General features: G+C 36.8%; 12 protein-coding genes. 4 read left to right on the forward strand and 8 right to left on the reverse strand.

Features of this window, described 5'->3' with window-relative positions; translation table 11 throughout:
* Complete coding sequence (locus SJ312_RS16060; protein WP_004261131.1) at nt 1-3105, forward strand: MexW/MexI family multidrug efflux RND transporter permease subunit; 3105 nt, start codon at nt 1-3, stop codon at nt 3103-3105.
* Nucleotides 3102-3278, forward strand: a complete 177-nt coding sequence (locus tag SJ312_RS16065; protein ID WP_004261134.1) for a hypothetical protein — start codon at nt 3102-3104, stop codon at nt 3276-3278. The genes SJ312_RS16060 and SJ312_RS16065 overlap by 4 nt, the downstream gene beginning before the upstream one ends.
* 66 nt (nt 3279-3344) lie before the next feature.
* Here the strand turns inward: SJ312_RS16065 and arnT are convergent, their stop codons facing one another.
* The 3 genes from arnT to SJ312_RS16080 all read right to left on the reverse strand — a co-directional run bounded on the left by arnT (nt 3345) and on the right by SJ312_RS16080 (nt 8198).
* Nucleotides 3345-4991 (reverse strand): lipid IV(A) 4-amino-4-deoxy-L-arabinosyltransferase, encoded by a 1647-nt coding sequence (gene arnT / locus SJ312_RS16070; protein WP_110592507.1) that lies wholly within the window; start codon nt 4989-4991, stop codon nt 3345-3347.
* 368 nt (nt 4992-5359) lie between these two features.
* Complete coding sequence (locus tag SJ312_RS16075; RefSeq protein ID WP_319868080.1) at nt 5360-6634, reverse strand: bifunctional O-acetylhomoserine aminocarboxypropyltransferase/cysteine synthase; 1275 nt, start codon at nt 6632-6634, stop codon at nt 5360-5362.
* Nucleotides 6635-6968: 334 nt separating this feature from the next.
* A complete protein-coding gene (locus tag SJ312_RS16080; protein ID WP_004261143.1) occupies nt 6969-8198 on the reverse strand; it encodes an OprD family outer membrane porin in 1230 nt (409 codons plus the stop codon).
* Nucleotides 8199-8516: 318 nt separating this feature from the next.
* Here SJ312_RS16080 and SJ312_RS16085 point away from each other — a divergent pair, with 318 nt between their 5' ends.
* Nucleotides 8517-9725, forward strand: coding sequence for an anaerobic sulfatase maturase (locus tag SJ312_RS16085; RefSeq protein ID WP_136134385.1), 1209 nt, complete (start codon nt 8517-8519; stop codon nt 9723-9725).
* 50 nt (nt 9726-9775) lie between these two features.
* Here SJ312_RS16085 and deoD read toward each other — a convergent pair whose 3' ends face one another.
* From deoD to SJ312_RS16105, 4 genes are all read right to left on the reverse strand, one after another.
* Nucleotides 9776-10549 (reverse strand): purine-nucleoside phosphorylase, encoded by a 774-nt coding sequence (deoD, locus tag SJ312_RS16090; RefSeq protein WP_110592508.1) that lies wholly within the window; start codon nt 10547-10549, stop codon nt 9776-9778.
* A gap of 211 nt (nt 10550-10760) precedes the next feature.
* Nucleotides 10761-11975 carry an MFS transporter TsgA gene (gene tsgA, locus SJ312_RS16095; protein ID WP_110592509.1) on the reverse strand — a complete coding sequence of 405 codons (1215 nt, stop codon included), beginning with the start codon at nt 11973-11975 and terminating at the stop codon, nt 10761-10763.
* Between the two features lie 90 nt (nt 11976-12065).
* Nucleotides 12066-13622 (reverse strand): bifunctional metallophosphatase/5'-nucleotidase, encoded by a 1557-nt coding sequence (locus tag SJ312_RS16100; RefSeq protein ID WP_165880668.1) that lies wholly within the window; start codon nt 13620-13622, stop codon nt 12066-12068.
* Between the two features lie 155 nt (nt 13623-13777).
* The gene (locus tag SJ312_RS16105; protein ID WP_187710619.1) at nt 13778-15181 is read right to left on the reverse strand and encodes an IS1 family transposase; all 1404 of its coding nucleotides are present in this window, start codon (nt 15179-15181) and stop codon (nt 13778-13780) included.
* Between the two features lie 257 nt (nt 15182-15438).
* On the opposite strand from SJ312_RS16105, the gene SJ312_RS16110 reads away from it, so the two are divergent.
* On the forward strand, nt 15439-16923 hold the full coding sequence (locus tag SJ312_RS16110) for a sulfatase (protein WP_319868081.1): 1485 nt from the start codon (nt 15439-15441) through the stop codon (nt 16921-16923).
* Between the two features lie 122 nt (nt 16924-17045).
* Here SJ312_RS16110 and SJ312_RS16115 read toward each other — a convergent pair whose 3' ends face one another.
* Nucleotides 17046-18305 carry an aromatic amino acid transport family protein gene (locus SJ312_RS16115; protein ID WP_094961452.1) on the reverse strand — a complete coding sequence of 420 codons (1260 nt, stop codon included), beginning with the start codon at nt 18303-18305 and terminating at the stop codon, nt 17046-17048.
* Nucleotides 18306-18415 lie beyond the last annotated feature (110 nt).

An 18415-nucleotide genomic window follows, 5' to 3' on the forward strand; every position in this document is an offset into this window, starting at 1 on the left:
ATGAAATTTACTGATATTTTTGTTCGCCGACCTGTTCTGGCTCTCGTGGTCAGTGCGCTGATTGTGTTAATTGGTTTATTTGCGTTGAGTAAGTTGCCTATTCGCCAATATCCACAACTTGAAAGCTCGACGATCACCATTACTACGCAATACCCTGGCGCATCAGCTAAATTGATGCAAGGGTTTGTGACACAGCCCATCGCACAAGCGGTTTCCTCTGTGGAAGGCGTAGACTATCTGTCTTCTTCTTCTGTGCAAGGAAGTAGCCTTGTCACCGTACGAATGGAACTTAACCGAGACTCCACTCAAGCCCTTGCACAAGTAATGGCGAAGGTGAACCAAGTTCGTTATAAATTACCGAAAGAAGCTTATGACCCTGTGATTGAACTTTCCTCTGGGGAATCTACTGCGGTTGCTTATATCGGTTTTTCCAGCACCAATTTATCCATTCCTGCCCTGACAGACTATATTTCTCGCGTCATTGAACCAATGTATTCCTCAATTGATGGTGTCGCTAAAGTTCAAGTCTTCGGAGGCCAACAATTAGCAATGCGTTTATGGCTGGATGCCGATAAATTAGCTGGCCGAGGGCTAACCGCTGCGGATGTTGCACAAGCAGTTCGCCAAAACAACTACCAAGCGGCACCCGGTAAAGTCAAAGGCGAGTTCGTGATTTCTAATGTCTATGTTAATACCGACCTCACTAATGTCGATGAGTTTCGTGATCTAGTGATCCGCAACGACGGCAATGGATTAGTACGGTTAAAAGATGTGGGAACCATTGAATTAGGAGCCGCTTCCACAGAAACCAGTGGTTTAATGAATGGTGAGCCTGCTATTTACCTTGGTTTATTTGCCACACCAACGGGTAACCCTTTGGTAATCGTTGACGGCATGAATCAATTAATGCCTGACATCACCAAAACCTTACCACCCGGTGTTAAGGTGGAAATGGCATTTGAAACTTCGCGCTTTATTAAAGCGTCTATTGACCAAGTGATTAGCACATTAGTTGAGGCGCTACTGATTGTTATTGCGGTTATTTACCTGTGTTTAGGGTCAATTCGCAGCGTCATCATCCCAATTTTAGCTATTCCGCTATCTATGTTAGGTGCAGCCGCACTCATGATGGCATTTGGGTTTAGTATTAACTTACTGACGCTACTGGCCATGGTATTAGCAATTGGTCTCGTCGTCGATGATGCTATCGTTGTGGTCGAAAACGTCCATCGCCATATTGAAGAAGGGAAATCACCAGTTTTAGCGGCTTTAATTGGTGCTCGTGAAGTGGCAGGCCCAGTTATCGCGATGACGATCACCTTGGCAGCGGTATATGCTCCAATAGGGCTGATGTCAGGTTTAACGGGAGCTTTGTTTAAAGAATTCGCACTCACGTTGGCCGGGGCGGTGATTGTTTCGGGTATTGTGGCATTAACCCTTTCCCCTGTAATGAGCTCGTTTATGTTGAACTCAAAACAGAATGAAGGGCGTATGGCACGTATGGCAGAAACCTTCTTTTCTACCTTAGCCCATTACTATACCATTGTATTGAATTTCTCTTTGAAAAACCGTTGGTTAACAGGTGTTATTGCCGTTGGTGTATTCATTAGCTTACCACTGCTTTATCAATCAGCTCCTCGTGAATTAGCCCCTGTGGAAGACCAGTCTAGTGTATTAACGGCGATCAAATCTCCGCAACACGCTAACCTCGAGTATGTAGAACGTTTTTCGCGTAAATTACATGATGTTTTCATGGAGTTGCCAGAAACAGAAAGTACTTGGATTATTAACGGAACCGATGGCCCCTCCGCCAGCTTTGGGGGAACTAACTTGACATCATGGGAGCAGCGTGACCGCGCCGCATCTGAGATCCAAGGTGACTTACAAGGGCGCGTCGGTGATGTCGAAGGGAACAGTATTTTCGTTTTCCAGTTACCCGCCTTGCCAGGTTCAACGGGTGGCTTGCCAATCCAAATGGTTCTCAGAAGTCCGCAAGATTATTCGGTACTCTATAAAACCATGGAAGAGATCAAGCAACAAGCACGTGAAAGCGGTCTGTTTATGGTGGTAGATAGTGACCTCGACTACAACAACCCAGTGGTAGAAGTCCGTATTAACCGTTCAAAAGCGAATAGCTTAGGCATTCGTATGCAAGATATCGGGGAATCACTGACCTTATTAGTGGGGGAAAACTATATTAACCGCTTTGGGATGGATGGCCGTTCTTATGATGTGATCCCTCAAAGTATTCGTAGCCAACGCTTAACACCGGAAGCCCTTTCACGCCATTATGTGAAATCGGAAGCGGGAACTATGATCCCACTGTCAACGGTGGTTGATATCAATACCCAAGTTGAACCGAATAAACTCACGCAATTTAATCAGCAAAATGCGGCAATTTTCCAAGCAATACCTGCTCCTGGTGTCACATTAGGCCAAGCTGTTGCTTATTTAGATAATATTGCCAATGAGCTACCAGCAGGTTTTAGCCATGACTGGCAATCCGATTCGCGCCAATATAAACAAGAAGGAAACACCCTCGCCTTTGCCTTTATGGCGGCGCTCATCATTATTTACTTAGTCTTAGCGGCACAATATGAAAGTTTAGTCGACCCATTGATTATCTTGATTACTGTTCCACTTTCAATTTGTGGTGCGTTAATTCCATTGGCACTTGGTTATGCAACATTAAATATTTACACCCAAATCGGCTTAGTCACATTGATTGGCTTAATCAGTAAACACGGAATATTGATGGTTGAGTTTGCCAATGAATTACAAGCCAATGAAGGGTTAGATAGACGACATGCCATTCTCAAAGCAGCACAAATTCGTTTACGCCCAATACTAATGACAACCGCAGCAATGGTGATTGGCTTAGTTCCTCTGCTATTCGCCACTGGAGCAGGAGCAAATAGCCGCTTTGGCTTAGGCTTAGTGATAGTCACTGGTATGTTAGTTGGCACATTATTTACCCTGTTTGTTTTACCAACCATTTATACCTTGCTAGCCCGTAATCACAGTGCAACCGCACTAACACCAAGGCGCTATGAGCTTGCCGAAGCGAATCGCCTAATCAAAGAAACTGAGGAGACGTCCCAATGAGAAATACGTTAACTAGCCGTCATCAACGTAACAGCCGTACAGTCAACGAAGTGGAAGTGAATGCAATGAGTAATAGCATGGCCATGCTATTAATTTATCATGGTCTCCCCGCAGGTCTGGAAAAATCTCATTCAGCGTCAAACTCGAGCACTTTAAATAAGCCTACACGCTAATGTAAATAGCCGCCAAACCTAAATGGTATGGCGGCTATTATCAAATAACATCCCAACGTACTGTCTCTATTGGCCTTCATAAAAAGCTAAAACAAGATTACCTTCCCGAATAATAATTGGGTTGCCGGGTAATGCGTCCAACAATTCACGCTGAGAACTTTCTACGACCACCGCCACATCTTTATAATGATAATTTTTTAATAAATCAGGTAACTGCTTTAAGCTATAAAACCGATTAGCGGCATCTGGGTATTTTAGCCCGTAGCCTAATTCCCCAGTTTGGTGAAGCATCGTAATATCACTGCGTTTAAGTACCCATGCCAATGTGGTGCCTAGCCCGACATTATTGGTTAACAATACAGATTTATCAGCTAACTGGTGATGATACTTCGCAATCACCTCTTGTGGCGTATTATTACTGGCAATACGAGATGGGATCACATGCCCTACCGTTAAGCTAATTGCCACCGTACACACTGCGGCTAAATACCAAAACCGTTGTTTGAAAGAAAGCAACGCAACCAATAACCAAAAAATAAATGCGCCAGCGGCTAACCATAGCTTTCCACTTTCATCGGCCTGATATACATTCAGTTTAGGGTAATAAGCAGAAGCAATAATTCCACCAGCAATAACGCCACCTATCAGTGTGTTAATCAATGCATTCAAACGAATAGTGAGTGTGTTTTTCTCAGTCAGTATTTTTTCAATGTAGGCTGCCATAAGAACCGCGATCGGTGCAATACAAGGCAAAATATAGGTCAGTAATTTTCCTTTAGTAATACTGAAAAAAACAAATGGCACGATAAACCATAATAGAAAATAAATATGTAACCCTTTTTGCTGCCATGCGTGTCGTAGCGCACCAAAAAGGTACCCTAGCCAAGGTAATACCGCAGCGAGCAAGATAGGGATATAAAACCAAAATGGGGATTTGTTTTGCGCGTTATTCGCCATAAAACGTTGAATATGCTCAACCCAGAAGAAATAGTTCCAGAAATCAGGCTCACGGCTGGCAATAACAAAGGCCCAAGGTAAGCACACGACAAAAGCAGTGAACAGCGAAACAAACGAGAAAACAAATACTTCTTTGAATTGCTTAAAGTAAATAGCGGCAACAGAGCAAACAAGCACTGGCAGCACTAAAACGAGAAAACCTTTTGTTAATACCCCTAACCCACAGGCTACTCCCATCATCATAAAAGCGAGTAATTTATGAGAGAAGTATTTTGTCGTTAAACCCCATTGGAAAAAGAAAATCACCATAGTGATAAATGCTGTCACAATCGGGTCAAGAATATTGTAGGTACCGATGGTAAAGACCATCAGCATTGAAAGATAAATAAACACCGCGTTGAAAGCGAGACGTGAGTTTTTCCAAGCCATTTTAGCGCTAAGATAAACAAATAGCCCACTAGCTAATGTACTAAATACCACACCAAGACGAACAGAAATGTTATTTTCACCAAATAACATTTGGAAAACAGCCCCTACCCAATAACCAAAAATAGGTTTCTCAAAATAACGAATATCTAAAAGTTCAGGAACACTCCAGTTATAACTTATAATCAGTTCCCGACTAATTTCTGCATACCGCAGTTCATCCGGTTGCCACAGTAACCTACCATTTAAGGGTAAAAAATAGGTCACTAGGACAAAACCAAATAACAGGCACCATTTAAGGTAGGCAATTCTATTGTTTGCCATAATCATCTCATCTCAACCATTCTTTTTATTGATATTTAATCATTTTATTTATTTCGTTTGAGCAAACACGCTCTTTTATTTAGCTATTATCGTTATGCCAATTAAACCCCATTTAAACAAATCGAACGTTAGTTGGTAGAAAGGTCGCTGTATATAAACAATCAATAAATGAATACTACAATTCATGTACAAAAATAGATAAGAATCAAATAATAAGACTGAGTGTTTAAAGAATAGTTCAGTATTTAAAAATAAGGTGAAAATTTAATTCGTTCTTAATATTAGTCATTAATACAAAAAAGTGTACGGCAGTTTATAAACAAAAACCGGTCAGGGTATTCACCATAACCGGTTGTTATTCATACAAAGTAAAACTATTTGGCAGCAGCTAACGCCTGTTCAAGGTCTGCTAAAATATCATCAATATGTTCTATGCCAATTGATAAGCGGATCATATCCCGAGAAACTCCTGCCTGCGCTAACTCTGCATCATTAAGTTGACGATGTGTCGTTGATGCAGGGTGGCAGGCTAGTGATTTAGCATCACCAATATTTACCAACCGCACAATCAGTTTCAAGGCATCAATAAAGCGTGCCCCTGCTTCTTGGCCACCTTTAATACCAAACGACATAATACTTGCTGGCTTGCCGTTCATATACTTTTGCGCTAAGCCATGTTCAGGGTTACTCGGTAGCCCTGCATATTTCACCCACTCTACTTGTGGATGATTTTCCAGGTAGTTCGCAACTTTTAGCGCATTTTCGGTATGTCTATCCATTCTTAGCGCGAGGGTTTCTAAACCTTGTAAAATCAAGAATGCGTTAAACGGTGATAATGCAGCCCCCGTTCCGCGCAATGGCGCAACACGGCAACGAGCAATAAAGGCCGCTGCACCAAAATGTTCGGTATAACTGACACCATGGTATGCCACATCCGGCTCTATCAATAACGAAAAGCGATTCGGGTATTTTGTCCATGGAAACTTACCTGAATCAATAACTATTCCGCCAAGTGATGTACCGTGACCACCAATATATTTTGTCAATGAATGAACGACGATATCTGCCCCATGTTCAAATGGACGGCATAAATAAGGTGTCGCCACCGTATTATCGACAATCAAAGGAATACCATGGCGGTGTGCAACTTCAGCGAGCGCCGCAATATCAACAATAAAGCCCGCTGGGTTTGAAATTGACTCACAAAAAATAGCCCGCGTCTTATCATCAATAAGCGCATCAAATGCGGCGAGATCGTCATGCTCCGCAAAACGTGTTTCAATTCCTAAACGCGGCAGAGCATGGGCAAATAAGTTATAGGTTCCACCGTATAATTTAGCTACAGAAACAATGTTGTCTCCAGCTTGTGCGATAGTTTGAATCGCATAAGTAATTGCCGCCATACCAGAAGCAACGGCCAAGCCAGCGACACCGCCTTCAAGCGCAGCAACTCGTTGCTCTAAAACATCGTTAGTCGGGTTCATGATACGAGTGTAAATATTACCCGCGACTTTTAAATCGAAGAGGTCAGCACCATGCTGAGTATCGTCAAAAGCATAAGAGGTGGTTTGGTAGATTGGCACGGCAACGGACTTAGTGGTAGGGTCAGGAGAGTAACCGGCGTGAATCGATAATGTTTCTAATTTCATTAGTTATCCTTGTTATGGCACATCAGAAAAATATGGCCAAAGGACGTAATTATTACGTCGTTATATTTTTTCTATGATAACAATAGATATTACCCCAGATCGTATTACAGACAACCCGATCTACTTGAAATTATTTCATGTGATACAGAAAAGAGATAAAGAAGGGATCATGAGTCATAAATCAAACTAGAGCCCCTCTATATTTAATCTAATGAATAGTTTCTATAATAATAAAATTCAAAGTTGACACTAAAAATCTCATTAAATAATATATTATTCCTAATTAATCATGCGAAACCAATCAGTCATTACCTATAACAGAAACGGTATAACATCAAAATAATCCTAATGGATAATTAAATGTTATTCTGTTTTCATTTTCATTTCTTGTGCCATGAGTTTGTCTTAACGTAATATTTTTATAACTCACAGAAAGTTTTTTTAAAGCGCCTGTCTGGAAAGTATAGTATAGTTCTGTTTCACGGACCCACTCGCGACCATTATCCGTAAACTTATTATGAATATTAGTCCCTTTAGTATATCGATTCATTATTTTCAACCCTGGAACACCCACATGAGTGAAATCATATTCATGTCTGATTTGGTAAGAACGTTCCTTCGGCGAATCAAAACTATTACTCAACGAGTCATTGCTTAGAAAGCCACCACCAGCACCATCTAAACGCATCCATTTAGAACTGCCCTCTAAGTGTTGATAACCGAAAATTAATTTATTACCGCCATACTGAGCTGTAAGTGCAGAACTGAATGTTTTATTATCAAGTTTCCCTGCTTTTGAACTGCCTGTATCCTTACCCCACCAATAATTTAAATCTGCCCCCAATCTTACATTGTCTATATTATAGAACTGAGTCAAATTTACATAGTTTTGCTGATAGATATCTTCGAATTTACTACTCCAAAGGGAAAATGATGTATCTTTACTGTATACATACTTACCACCACCATAATAAAAATCACCACCTTTGATTTTATTATATGTTAGTGTTTCCATATCTTCTGAAACTCTCGACTTTCCTTTTTGGAGTACAGAAAATTGTAATTCTAAGCCATCAATTTCTTTACTAGAAAAATCTAGTCCACGAAAAACCTGAGGTAAAGAACGAGTATCTGTCGCAATTACCATCGGGTTTCTAGGTCTTAAGTCTCCATATCTTAATTCTGATTTAGAAAATTTTGATTTCGCAGTAGCTCCAACATAACCATAAGAATGCGGTGAATCATCAGGTAAAAGCCCTGTACCAGTAGTACCTCTACCTCCGTCAAGTTTTACCGATAATAACCCTAGCCCATCAACCCCAAATCCAATGACTCCTGGTGTATAACCTGACTTAATTTCTAATATGAAATTTTGAGTCCATTCTCTAGAATAGTTTTTAACTGCTGAATCACCAACATAATTTTTATTAATGAAATAATTGCGTAATAATAAATTACCTTTAGCTCCGTCAATAAATCCATTTGACTCATTACTAGAAAATGCATTCTGACTCAAAATTAATAATGATAAAATAGGGATAGCAAAACCAATTCTATTATTCACTAAAACCTCCAACTGTATTTTTTATTATTAAAATATTTCATATAAAGCCTAAAAATTAACTAACTCATCGCTATAATTTTATTTACAGTCTCTTAATATTAGTTGAAGAGCATCACAAAAAATAAAATCATAATTTAAATTTCATTAACCACTATCATTATATGTTGGTGTGGGTAAAACTTATTTTATTGAAACAACATAAACTGATAACACCCAAAATGTTATATACTAAATACATTGTCAATGTGACGAAGATCTCATATTTTTCTTTGGAAAAATTTGACTATGACCTTTTGTTCTTTTACTGAGATTTTGAGCATGAAACCTGCTTTTCACCTAATGGCCAAACCAACAAGCTATACTTGTAATATTGATTGTGTCTACTGTTTCTATCAAGGCAAAGATAGTGGGACATTAAGCCAAAAAACGCCTTCTCGATTCATGAGTGATGATGTATTAGAGAACTACATAAAAAAATATATAATACAAAACCCAACTCAATTAGTTGAGTTTGCATGGCAGGGTGGTGAACCTACAATGGCTGGTATCGATTTTTATCAAAAAGCACTTTCACTACAAAAAAAATATGCTAACGGGAAAAAGATAACCAATACACTACAAACTAATGGCATTTTGATTGATGACAATTGGGGAGAATTTCTTTCAAAAAATAATTTTTTAGTGGGTATATCTCTTGATGGTACTAAACACATCCACGACAAATACAGAAAAACTCATGCAGGGAAATCAACTCATGATAAAGTTGTTAATGCAGTGAGAATTTTACAAAAATATAATGTAGAATTTAATGTATTGATCGTAGTAAATGAATATACCGCCAAATACCCGCTTGAAGTCTATAAATATTTAACACAAGAAGTGAAAGCGAATTATCTGCAGTTTATCCCATCTGTAGATCGTCGACCTCAGGGGGTATTTCAAGGTGAACTAATTAGTCCCAATCTTGAAACTCTTGCTTATGTCACTCCATGGTCTGTAACAGGCCCTCTTTACGCTTCATTTATTAATAGTATTTTTGACTATTGGTTCAAAAATGATATTGGCAGTGTTTTTGTACAGATTTTTGAGAACACCTTAGCAGCAGTTATGGGACAGAGTCCTGGCATGTGCGTAATGCGTGCAACATGTGGGTTAAGTTTAGTTATCGAGCAAAATGGTGATATCTATAGTTGCGATCACTTTGTATATCCAGAATATAAACTTGGTAATATATTGACTGATAACCTCACTGACTTAGTTTATAGTAAAAAACAAAAAAATTTTGGAATGAGTAAAAGTGACTTTTCTAAAGTATGTTTAGAATGTGACTACCGATTCGTTTGTCAAGGCGGATGCCCAAAACTAAGAATTAATTCCATAAATGGAAAAGCGCATAATTATTTATGTGAAGGATATAAAAGTATTTTCAAGCATTCAATTCCCCCAATGAAGACCTTAGCTGCGCTATTACAACAAGGTCACTCTATTCAAGAAATCAGACAAATAACACCTTTAATGATCCTATAATAACGAATATGCTTAGAGCAATTTCTGCCCTAAGCATGTTTGAGTTATCATTATTCAATTTGAAATAAAACTCTATTTAACGAAAAACCTTTACGGGATGAGGGTGTTTTCTCGTCACAAATCAGTACTGACTCCATAGCAATTTTGATCATATCATCAAACGTAGTTTGACGTTCTTCAGCTGATAATTTTTCATTAGTTCGTATATGGTCAGAAACCGTACAAATGGTCAATGCTCTAGCTCCATATTCCGCAGCAACAGCATAAATTCCCGCGGCCTCCATTTCGACACCTAAAATACCGTATTTTTCCATAATATCGAACATATCCGGTTCAGGTGTATAAAATAAATCTGCAGAAAATAAATTGCCAACCTGAGTAGAAATTCCATGCTCACTTGCAGCTTGCACAGCACTACAAACCATATTGAAGTCAGCAATTGCAGCATAATCATGCCCTTTGAAACGCATTCTATTAACTTTAGAATCAGTACAAGCACCCAGCCCAATAACTACATCACGTAACTTAACATCTTGCCGCACTGCACCACATGAACCTACACGTATAATTTTCTTAACACCGAAATCGGTGATCAGTTCTTTTGCATAAATAGAGCATGATGGAATACCCATTCCATGCCCCATTACAGAGACTTTCCGTCCGCGATAATTTCCTGTATAAGCAAGCATTCCTCTTACATTATTAACTTCTTTAGCTTCTTCAAGAAATTTAGTTGCTATATATTTAGCTCGCAATGGATCTCCTGGCATGATAACTACATCAGAAAAATCACCGAGTTCCGCATTGATATGAGGCGTTGCCATTATAATCTCCGAATAAAAACTTTTATTAATTTCATTTGAAATACCCCTGCTTATTTCAAAACAAATATAAAAAGACTATTGAAAATAAACATTATAGATAAATCAGAGGTATTTATTAATTACGCGGTAGATAGAAAGTTATTTTAAAATAACTCCATCTCTCCCTGTTTTATTATAAACAATGAACCATATCTTAAATAAATCATCATTATTAGTGTGACTGACTTAAATTTAATACTCTATGTTTAGTAAAGAAACCAAGTAAGAAACAACAAGCAAAAACAGTAAAATATAAAATATTAGCTGTAATTAATGCGGCCTGAACACCAAAGTGCTCAACCACTGGACCAGTTACGACAAAAGTTAACATTGTACCAACTGTTCCACAAGTTAAAATAAAATTAACTAATTTAGGCGATGACACACTCGTTTGTTGTGAACCTAAAGTAATAATAGTTGGATAAATTGCACTAGAAACAAAACCTAATCCAAAAATGATATATTGTAATAGATTGACTTGTTCACTGTGAATAAATATATACATTGCGATAGTCGCTAAAGCCGCAAGAAATACAAGGACTCTTTGTAAATCAAAAAACTTGATAACAAAACTAAACACCCACATACCGATCATATAAGATGTCCAAAAATAACTCACTAGTACGCCAGCTTCACTGATATCCATTCCTAGGTCTTTAGTTGTATACTCAGGTATCCATTGAATAAAAGCCAACTGTCCCAATATATAGCAAACAGCAGCAGCGGAAAGTAATACAACATTCAGTCCCCATTTTTCAGAGGTTACCTTTACTGATACATTACTTCCATTTTTAGACGATTCTTCTGCATTAACTTTTTTACCAATGGCAGGAAAATCAGAGAGCAATGTTAGTGACATTATTCCTAGATAAATTAATGCGATACACCCATATACCCAGTACCAGCCTAAATGGCGAGTCAATATCGTAGCAGCAATAACAGGGAATATCGTTCCTGCCATACTAAAAAACGAATCGGTGAATAATAAACGTGCACCACGCTGTCTACCTTCATATAACTGAGTGATCAAAAATGTCCCAATAGACATCGTGATTCCACTGACGGTACCTAAAATAAACATACAAATAGAAAATATAATTAAGGATTTTCCAAAGAAAAGCCCCGTTATAGATAACAATATTAAAATAGAGCCAAATATTAGTTGTTTTTTAATTGCAAATACTTCCATTAACCAAACATTAAGAAATATAGCAACTAATATACCTGTATTTAGAAATGTAAATGTATTACTCATACTAGTGATTGGCACTCCAAAGTACTGTGCAATATCACCCATTACCATTCCTGTTACTATAATTAATGCACCAGTGAATGAATAAGACAGACAGCTTATAGCAAATAGCCTCTGGACATTTGATTTATTCATATTTCCCTCAGAAGGAATTTATATTTTAAATATATTTAAGTGTTAGATTTAATAATAATGCCGAAGTTAATCGGCATTATTTTATATATATTACTTACTTGCTACATCACTAATACGTAAATCTAATTTTGGATTTTGATTTGGTTGCTTTTTAATAAATTCAATTACCGCATCAGCAGCACTGATACCTGGGATTGTTTTAGTATTTTTACCGTTATTAAATGCTTCAAAACCATCGCCACCTGTTGCTAAGAAAGAATTAACAACAATTGGATAATATTCGTTATCATTAATATCTTTACCATTTAATTTTAATGAAACGACTCGACTGTCTGGATTTTTCTTACTGTCATATTTCATTTCTAAGCCTGAAGAGACTTGTAATACGCCATTTGTCAAGTTTGCGGCATGGTTCATTAATGAACGAAGATCTTTTCCACTGATTTCCATGTAAGTAAGTTCATCAGGGAATGGGAACATACTGATTACATCACCAAGAGTAATATTACCTTTTTCTATTTCGCTTCGAATACCACCGCTATTAACAAAAGCAATTTTCGCGCGTGAATCTGTTTGCAAGAAAGCATCTGTAATTAAGTTACCCAATAAAGATGATTCACCATAAGCACGTGTTAATTCGACGTTCGCATTTCCAATTTTTTCTAGCGTGATTGTTTCTAGCTTTTTAGTCCAATCATCAATTTTCTTTTGAGTTGCAGGGTCTGGCGTATGTTCATCTGCGAACATATTAATTAGTTGCCCTTTATATCCTTTGATCTTATTTGTATTATCATCAACGTCTAACACTAACTTACCTAAGTTAATGCCATAAGAATCTGTTGAAACAATTAAGGTATCATTTACTTTAATGGGCTCTGGTGTCCCTACATGAGCATGGCCTGTAATTAAAACATCGATACCATCAACTTGTTTAGCTAGGTCAATATCTTTTTGTAGCATTCTAGATACATCAGTCGCACCGAAACTTGATTGACGAGCAGGGACGCCTTCATGTACCAGTAATACTGTAATATCAACTTTATCTTTCAGCTCATTAATATATTTTTGTAAATACTCGACTTCGTCTCTAGCTTCTACACCTTCTCTTTTATCTTTATTCACTGTGTCGTAGAAAGCAAATTTTCCGTGTAAGCCAATAACACCTAGTTTAACACCATCTTTTTCTATAATAGTCCACGGTTTATCCCAGACAGGTTTCTCTGAATTCTCATAAAAAACATTTCCTAATAAAACAGGAAATTTAGCCTTATTTAATTGAGTTAACATATTAGGAACACCATGATCAAATTCATGGTTACCAATTGAAACTGCGTCGAATGACATTTCATTCATAATATCAACTACAGCTTCACCATTTGTTAACGTACTAATATATGGCCCTGTAAAATAGTCACCTGCATCAAAGAAAAAAACACCTTTTTCTTTATTTTTAGCATCTTTAACTACACTAGCTATATTAGCAAACCCGCCTACTTGTCTATCTTTACTAATATAAGGAACTTTAAATGGTGAAACATGAGCATGTAAATCATTAGTATGATAGATAGTAATATCTTTTGCATATGAAAGAGTACTACCTAATAGCGAACCTATAATTATGGGTAAAACTAATAACTTTTTATTCATAACAATTGCTCCAGAATAAATATATTGCCATCATTTTTGATGACTGTAGTTAATAATAATCGTACTGGAACATATGTGATTTTAGTCACGTTTAACCACTGATTTCATCATCAACAGAAAAATACTATCAATTTATGTTGGTACATCTCTATATTTTACTCTTCGCTGTCAGAATACAAGTCTACATTCAATATCATACTTAAGTCATACTGTTGTTTTGCCACTCCTATGCGCTGAGCAGCTGTTAGTGTTTCATTTGGAGGAATACAGCAGTAATTATAATATTTACTAAATAAAGAAAGAATTTTAACTAAAATTTTTGGTGATAATGAATTTATTCTTTTACTTGGGAAGAAATACAAGAACGTTTTTATAAATTCTTCAGAATATTTTAATGATGGGTTTAACTTTAGATACTCATACGGTTGATTGTTTTTAGAACTAGTCAAGTTACAAATATATTTATACCCTTCCCCATTAATATCTTTATATTCATGCCAAACATTCTTCCACCATCCAACTTTATAGCTTCCAGTATGTTTATATTGAATGCCATCTCTATTTTCATTAGAAATAACATAGAAAACATCACATTTCTCATTTCTAATTGCATTCCCATAAGCTGTTAATACTGCTCCTCGAATATAAACCTCATGATGAATAAAGTGATGTTTTACATTCGGTGCTAACAATATCTCTAATGTTTTAAAATGACTATGGCCAGCAACAACAGGCTCTATAATGTGTTTTGACACATTATCACTCGTATAGTGGATATGATCAAAGCTATGACGCTTATGAAATGATTCATATTTCTTATATATTTTTTCTATTGTATTTTCTTCTAATAAATTAATAGATTCCGCTGGAATATTTTGTGATTTATAAATACTTTCTAATGATAACTCTTGATCATTCCAATTTGTCGTAATAGACAATACATAACCTGTTTTAGAACAGCAACTAACTATACAGTGTAAATCATTAGATAGTCCCGTTTTATTTTCAACCCTACAATTTAAATTAAATAAATTTGTCTCTATTGATGAAAGTTTATTTTTTATTTTATATTTTTCAACTTTCCTACATAATATATCTAATATTTCATTTATATTTTCTAATCTTCGATAAAAAGATGCCGGTGTAATTTTTAACTCTTTAAAAATAGTACTAACCTTGGTGTTTTTTAATAAACTTTCTATGAGTTTGTTATCAACATCATCAAATTTGTTTAGATTTTTTAATGAATAAACATTATTACAATTCTTACATTGATACCTAACAGTACCAATTGCTGTTGTTCCATATTTTATACTTTCAGTTGAATAGCAGCTTGGACAAGCTTTTTCTATATTTTTCATATAGAAAGACCAATATGGATAAAATATTTTTTTTAAGTCATCGTTATTAATTAGATAACTATTACCACCACATTTAGGACAATATATGGCTCTATAACCAAGTTTGAATGATGGTTTAACGTAATCAGCGCAATCAACTAGTGCAAAATTCTTACAATCCTCTGATTTACATACATTTACATCAATCTTTGGTAACATTTTACCCCCACCAACATATTTTGATAGTTTATATTATTATTGATAGATCATGAACAATAAATGTGAACTATATTACATATTATAATTACAAATTAATTATTTTTACTATACATAATTAACTTGTAATTATATTCATGAATCTATACCAATCTATATCAAATAGAAAGATTATATTTTCTTTATTTATAAGTATATAAATCAAATCAGCAGTATTAATTTACCTTAAGGGATAATGTAAAGTATATGAGGATTGTAAAATGGTAGATGTCACTCGTAGAACACTTTGTGAAGGGTTGATGGCTTTATCTGTACTTGCAATAACGAACACTAATGTTTTTGCAGCTACAGCTAGACCTCGACCAAATATTCTTTTTCTCATCGCAGATGATTGGAGTTGGCAGAATTCCGAAGCCGTTGATAAGCTTGGTTTAAACCTTCCAACTTTTGAACGAATTAAACGCTCCGGAGTTAATTTTCCTAATGCATTCACAGCTGCCCCCACATGCACAGCCTCACGGGGATCTATTTTAACGGGTAAACCTATTTACCAACTAGAACAAGGAGCTAATCTCGCAGGTACATTATCCTCAAAATTATTAACATATACCGATATCTTAAAGGACAATGGTTATTATGTAGGTTTCTCTGGTAAAGGCTGGGCACCTGGTAAAACTGAGCCAGGAGGAAGAAGTCAAAACCCAGCCGGCGCTCGATATAAAAACTTTGATACGTTTATGGCTGAGCGACCAAAAGATACACCATTCTGTTTTTGGTACGGTAGCCCTGAACCTCATCGCCCTTTTACAACGGGAGAAGGAGTTAAAAAAGGAATAAAAGTTAAAGATGATGGTGTTCCTAACTATTTACCAGATAACCAGATAGTACGTGATGACATAGCGGATTATATCGATGCAGCTCAGATATTTGATAAGAATTGTGGTGATATTCTTAATAAACTTGAAAAAGAAGGTCTTTTAGATAATACCGTTGTTGTTATTACTGGTGATAATGGCTGGGCATTCCCAAGGGCGAAAGCAACCCTATATGATGCAGGAACACACGTTCCACTTGCCATTATGTGGAATAATGTCATCAAACCATCACGTACAAATGACTCACTTGTATCCTTAACCGATCTAGCTCCTACCTTTTTAGAAGCAGCAGGAGTTAATCCGCCATCATCAATGGTTGGGAAAAGCCTGCTTCCAACCTTGCAATATGACCAGCCACATCGTGAATCGGTTATTACTGCTATGGAAAGGCACATGGATGGTGGAGAGGTTCCACTAGAAACTTATCCTATTCGTGCATTACGTACTCATCAATATTTATATATCAAAAACTTTGAACCTAACCGCTGGCCAGCAGGAAAACCAGGCAAGGACAACGTTACATTTAAGGAATATGCCAATAAAGTTTATAGCGGCTATGCTAATATTGATGCCAGCCCAACAAAAGCATTCATCATTACCGAAAAAGATAAGAAAGAAATAGAACCTTTTTATACCTTGGCGACAGGTAAACGACCTAATGTTGAGTTATATGATATTCTAAAGGACCCAGATCAGCTCAATAATTTAACTCAGAATAAAGAATATGCAGGCGTTCTTGAACAGCTAGATACTCAATTGATGACAACTTTAAAAGAGCATGGCGATCCAAGAGCAACAGGAAATGGCAATATTTTCGATACCTACCCAACTTATAGCGACCCTGGGTTTGGTCGTCCTGATAACTACTAAATTGATGGCTTTAACATGTTAGTAGTATTCTTTAATAAGATTAATTAAATATACAGTAATTAAACAACAAGGGGCTCTCACTTAACAAATAGAGTGAGAGCCCTTAACGAATCACTTAGTCATTATAAAAATGCACCATAAATAACCGAAGTAATAGACGCTAATCCACAGATAAAAGTAAAGATTTGTGCCAGTTTTGAAGTGCTAAATTTTTTCATTGCAGGAACAATATTCATCGAAACAACAGGTAGAATGAATAGAATAGCGGCAATCATTGGTGCCCCCATCGTTTCAATCATGCCTAAAATACTTGGGTTACGAATAGTCACAATCCAGGTTGTTATCACAATAAATAACATGGATGCCATTTGAATTTTCTTCACAGAGAAAGAAGAGCGAGATTTAATTAACCCAACCAAACCTTCGTGAGCGCCTAAGAAGTGACCAAAGTAACTTGATACAATCGCAGCGAAAGCAACAATAGGCCCTAAATAAGATAGGATTGGCGATGGGTTGATATTCGCAATATGTGATAACACACTGATATTTTGTTCTTTCGCAACGGCAAGCTCTGCTGGGCTTAGTGATAACACCACAGAGAAAACGAAAAACATCACGAAACCAGTCAGCATCAATGCTGCACCACCAGTAATCATATCCGTTTTTACCACTGCATTATCACCAAACTGCTGACGTTGGTCTTTAGTAAATTGGCTGATGATTGGGCTATGGTTAAATGAGAATACGATAAGTGGGATCGCCATCCAAACAATCACAGGCATTGCACTCCAATCAGGAGCCACCTCTAGCATGGACATATTCCACTCAGGGATTAGATACAATGATAAAGCTAACAAAATGAATACCAAAGGATAAACCATTAGGGAGGTGAGCTTTAACATAAGGTCGCGACCAAATACCACACCAGCAGTCATTGCAGCAATCAATACTCCAGACAATAACCATCGTGGTAGTGGGTCTATTCCTAATTGATTTACTAAGAACGAATCAACAGTATTCGTGATACCGACACCGTAAATCAATACGATAGGGTAAATAGCAAAGAAATAGGCAAATGTAATAATATTTGCGCCTACTTTACCAAAATGCTCTTCTACCGTATCGGTAATATCGGCATTTGGATTTTTTGAGGATAAGACAAAGCGAGCTAACCCTTTATGAGCCAACCAAATCATTGGCGTTGCAATTATTGCTAATACTACTAATGGCCAAAACCCCCCAGCACCAGCTTTAATTGGTAGGAATAAAACGCCTGCCCCCACGGCGGTACCAAATAAAGAAAGTACCCAAGTAAAATCCTTATAAGTCCACTTACTAACAGGTTTATCTTCTGTAACTACTGCTTTTTCAATTGTGCTCATCTTGTGTTCTTCATCATTAACGTTATTAAAATAAGATGTGCAGATTTTGCATTAAATGGGCAACAGTACCTAATTTAATTACTCTATTTCTTTCAACTTTTTGGGGTAGA

Source organism: Providencia sp. CIM-Carb-044, from assembly GCF_033901115.1.
GTDB lineage: Bacteria > Pseudomonadota > Gammaproteobacteria > Enterobacterales > Enterobacteriaceae > Providencia > Providencia hangzhouensis.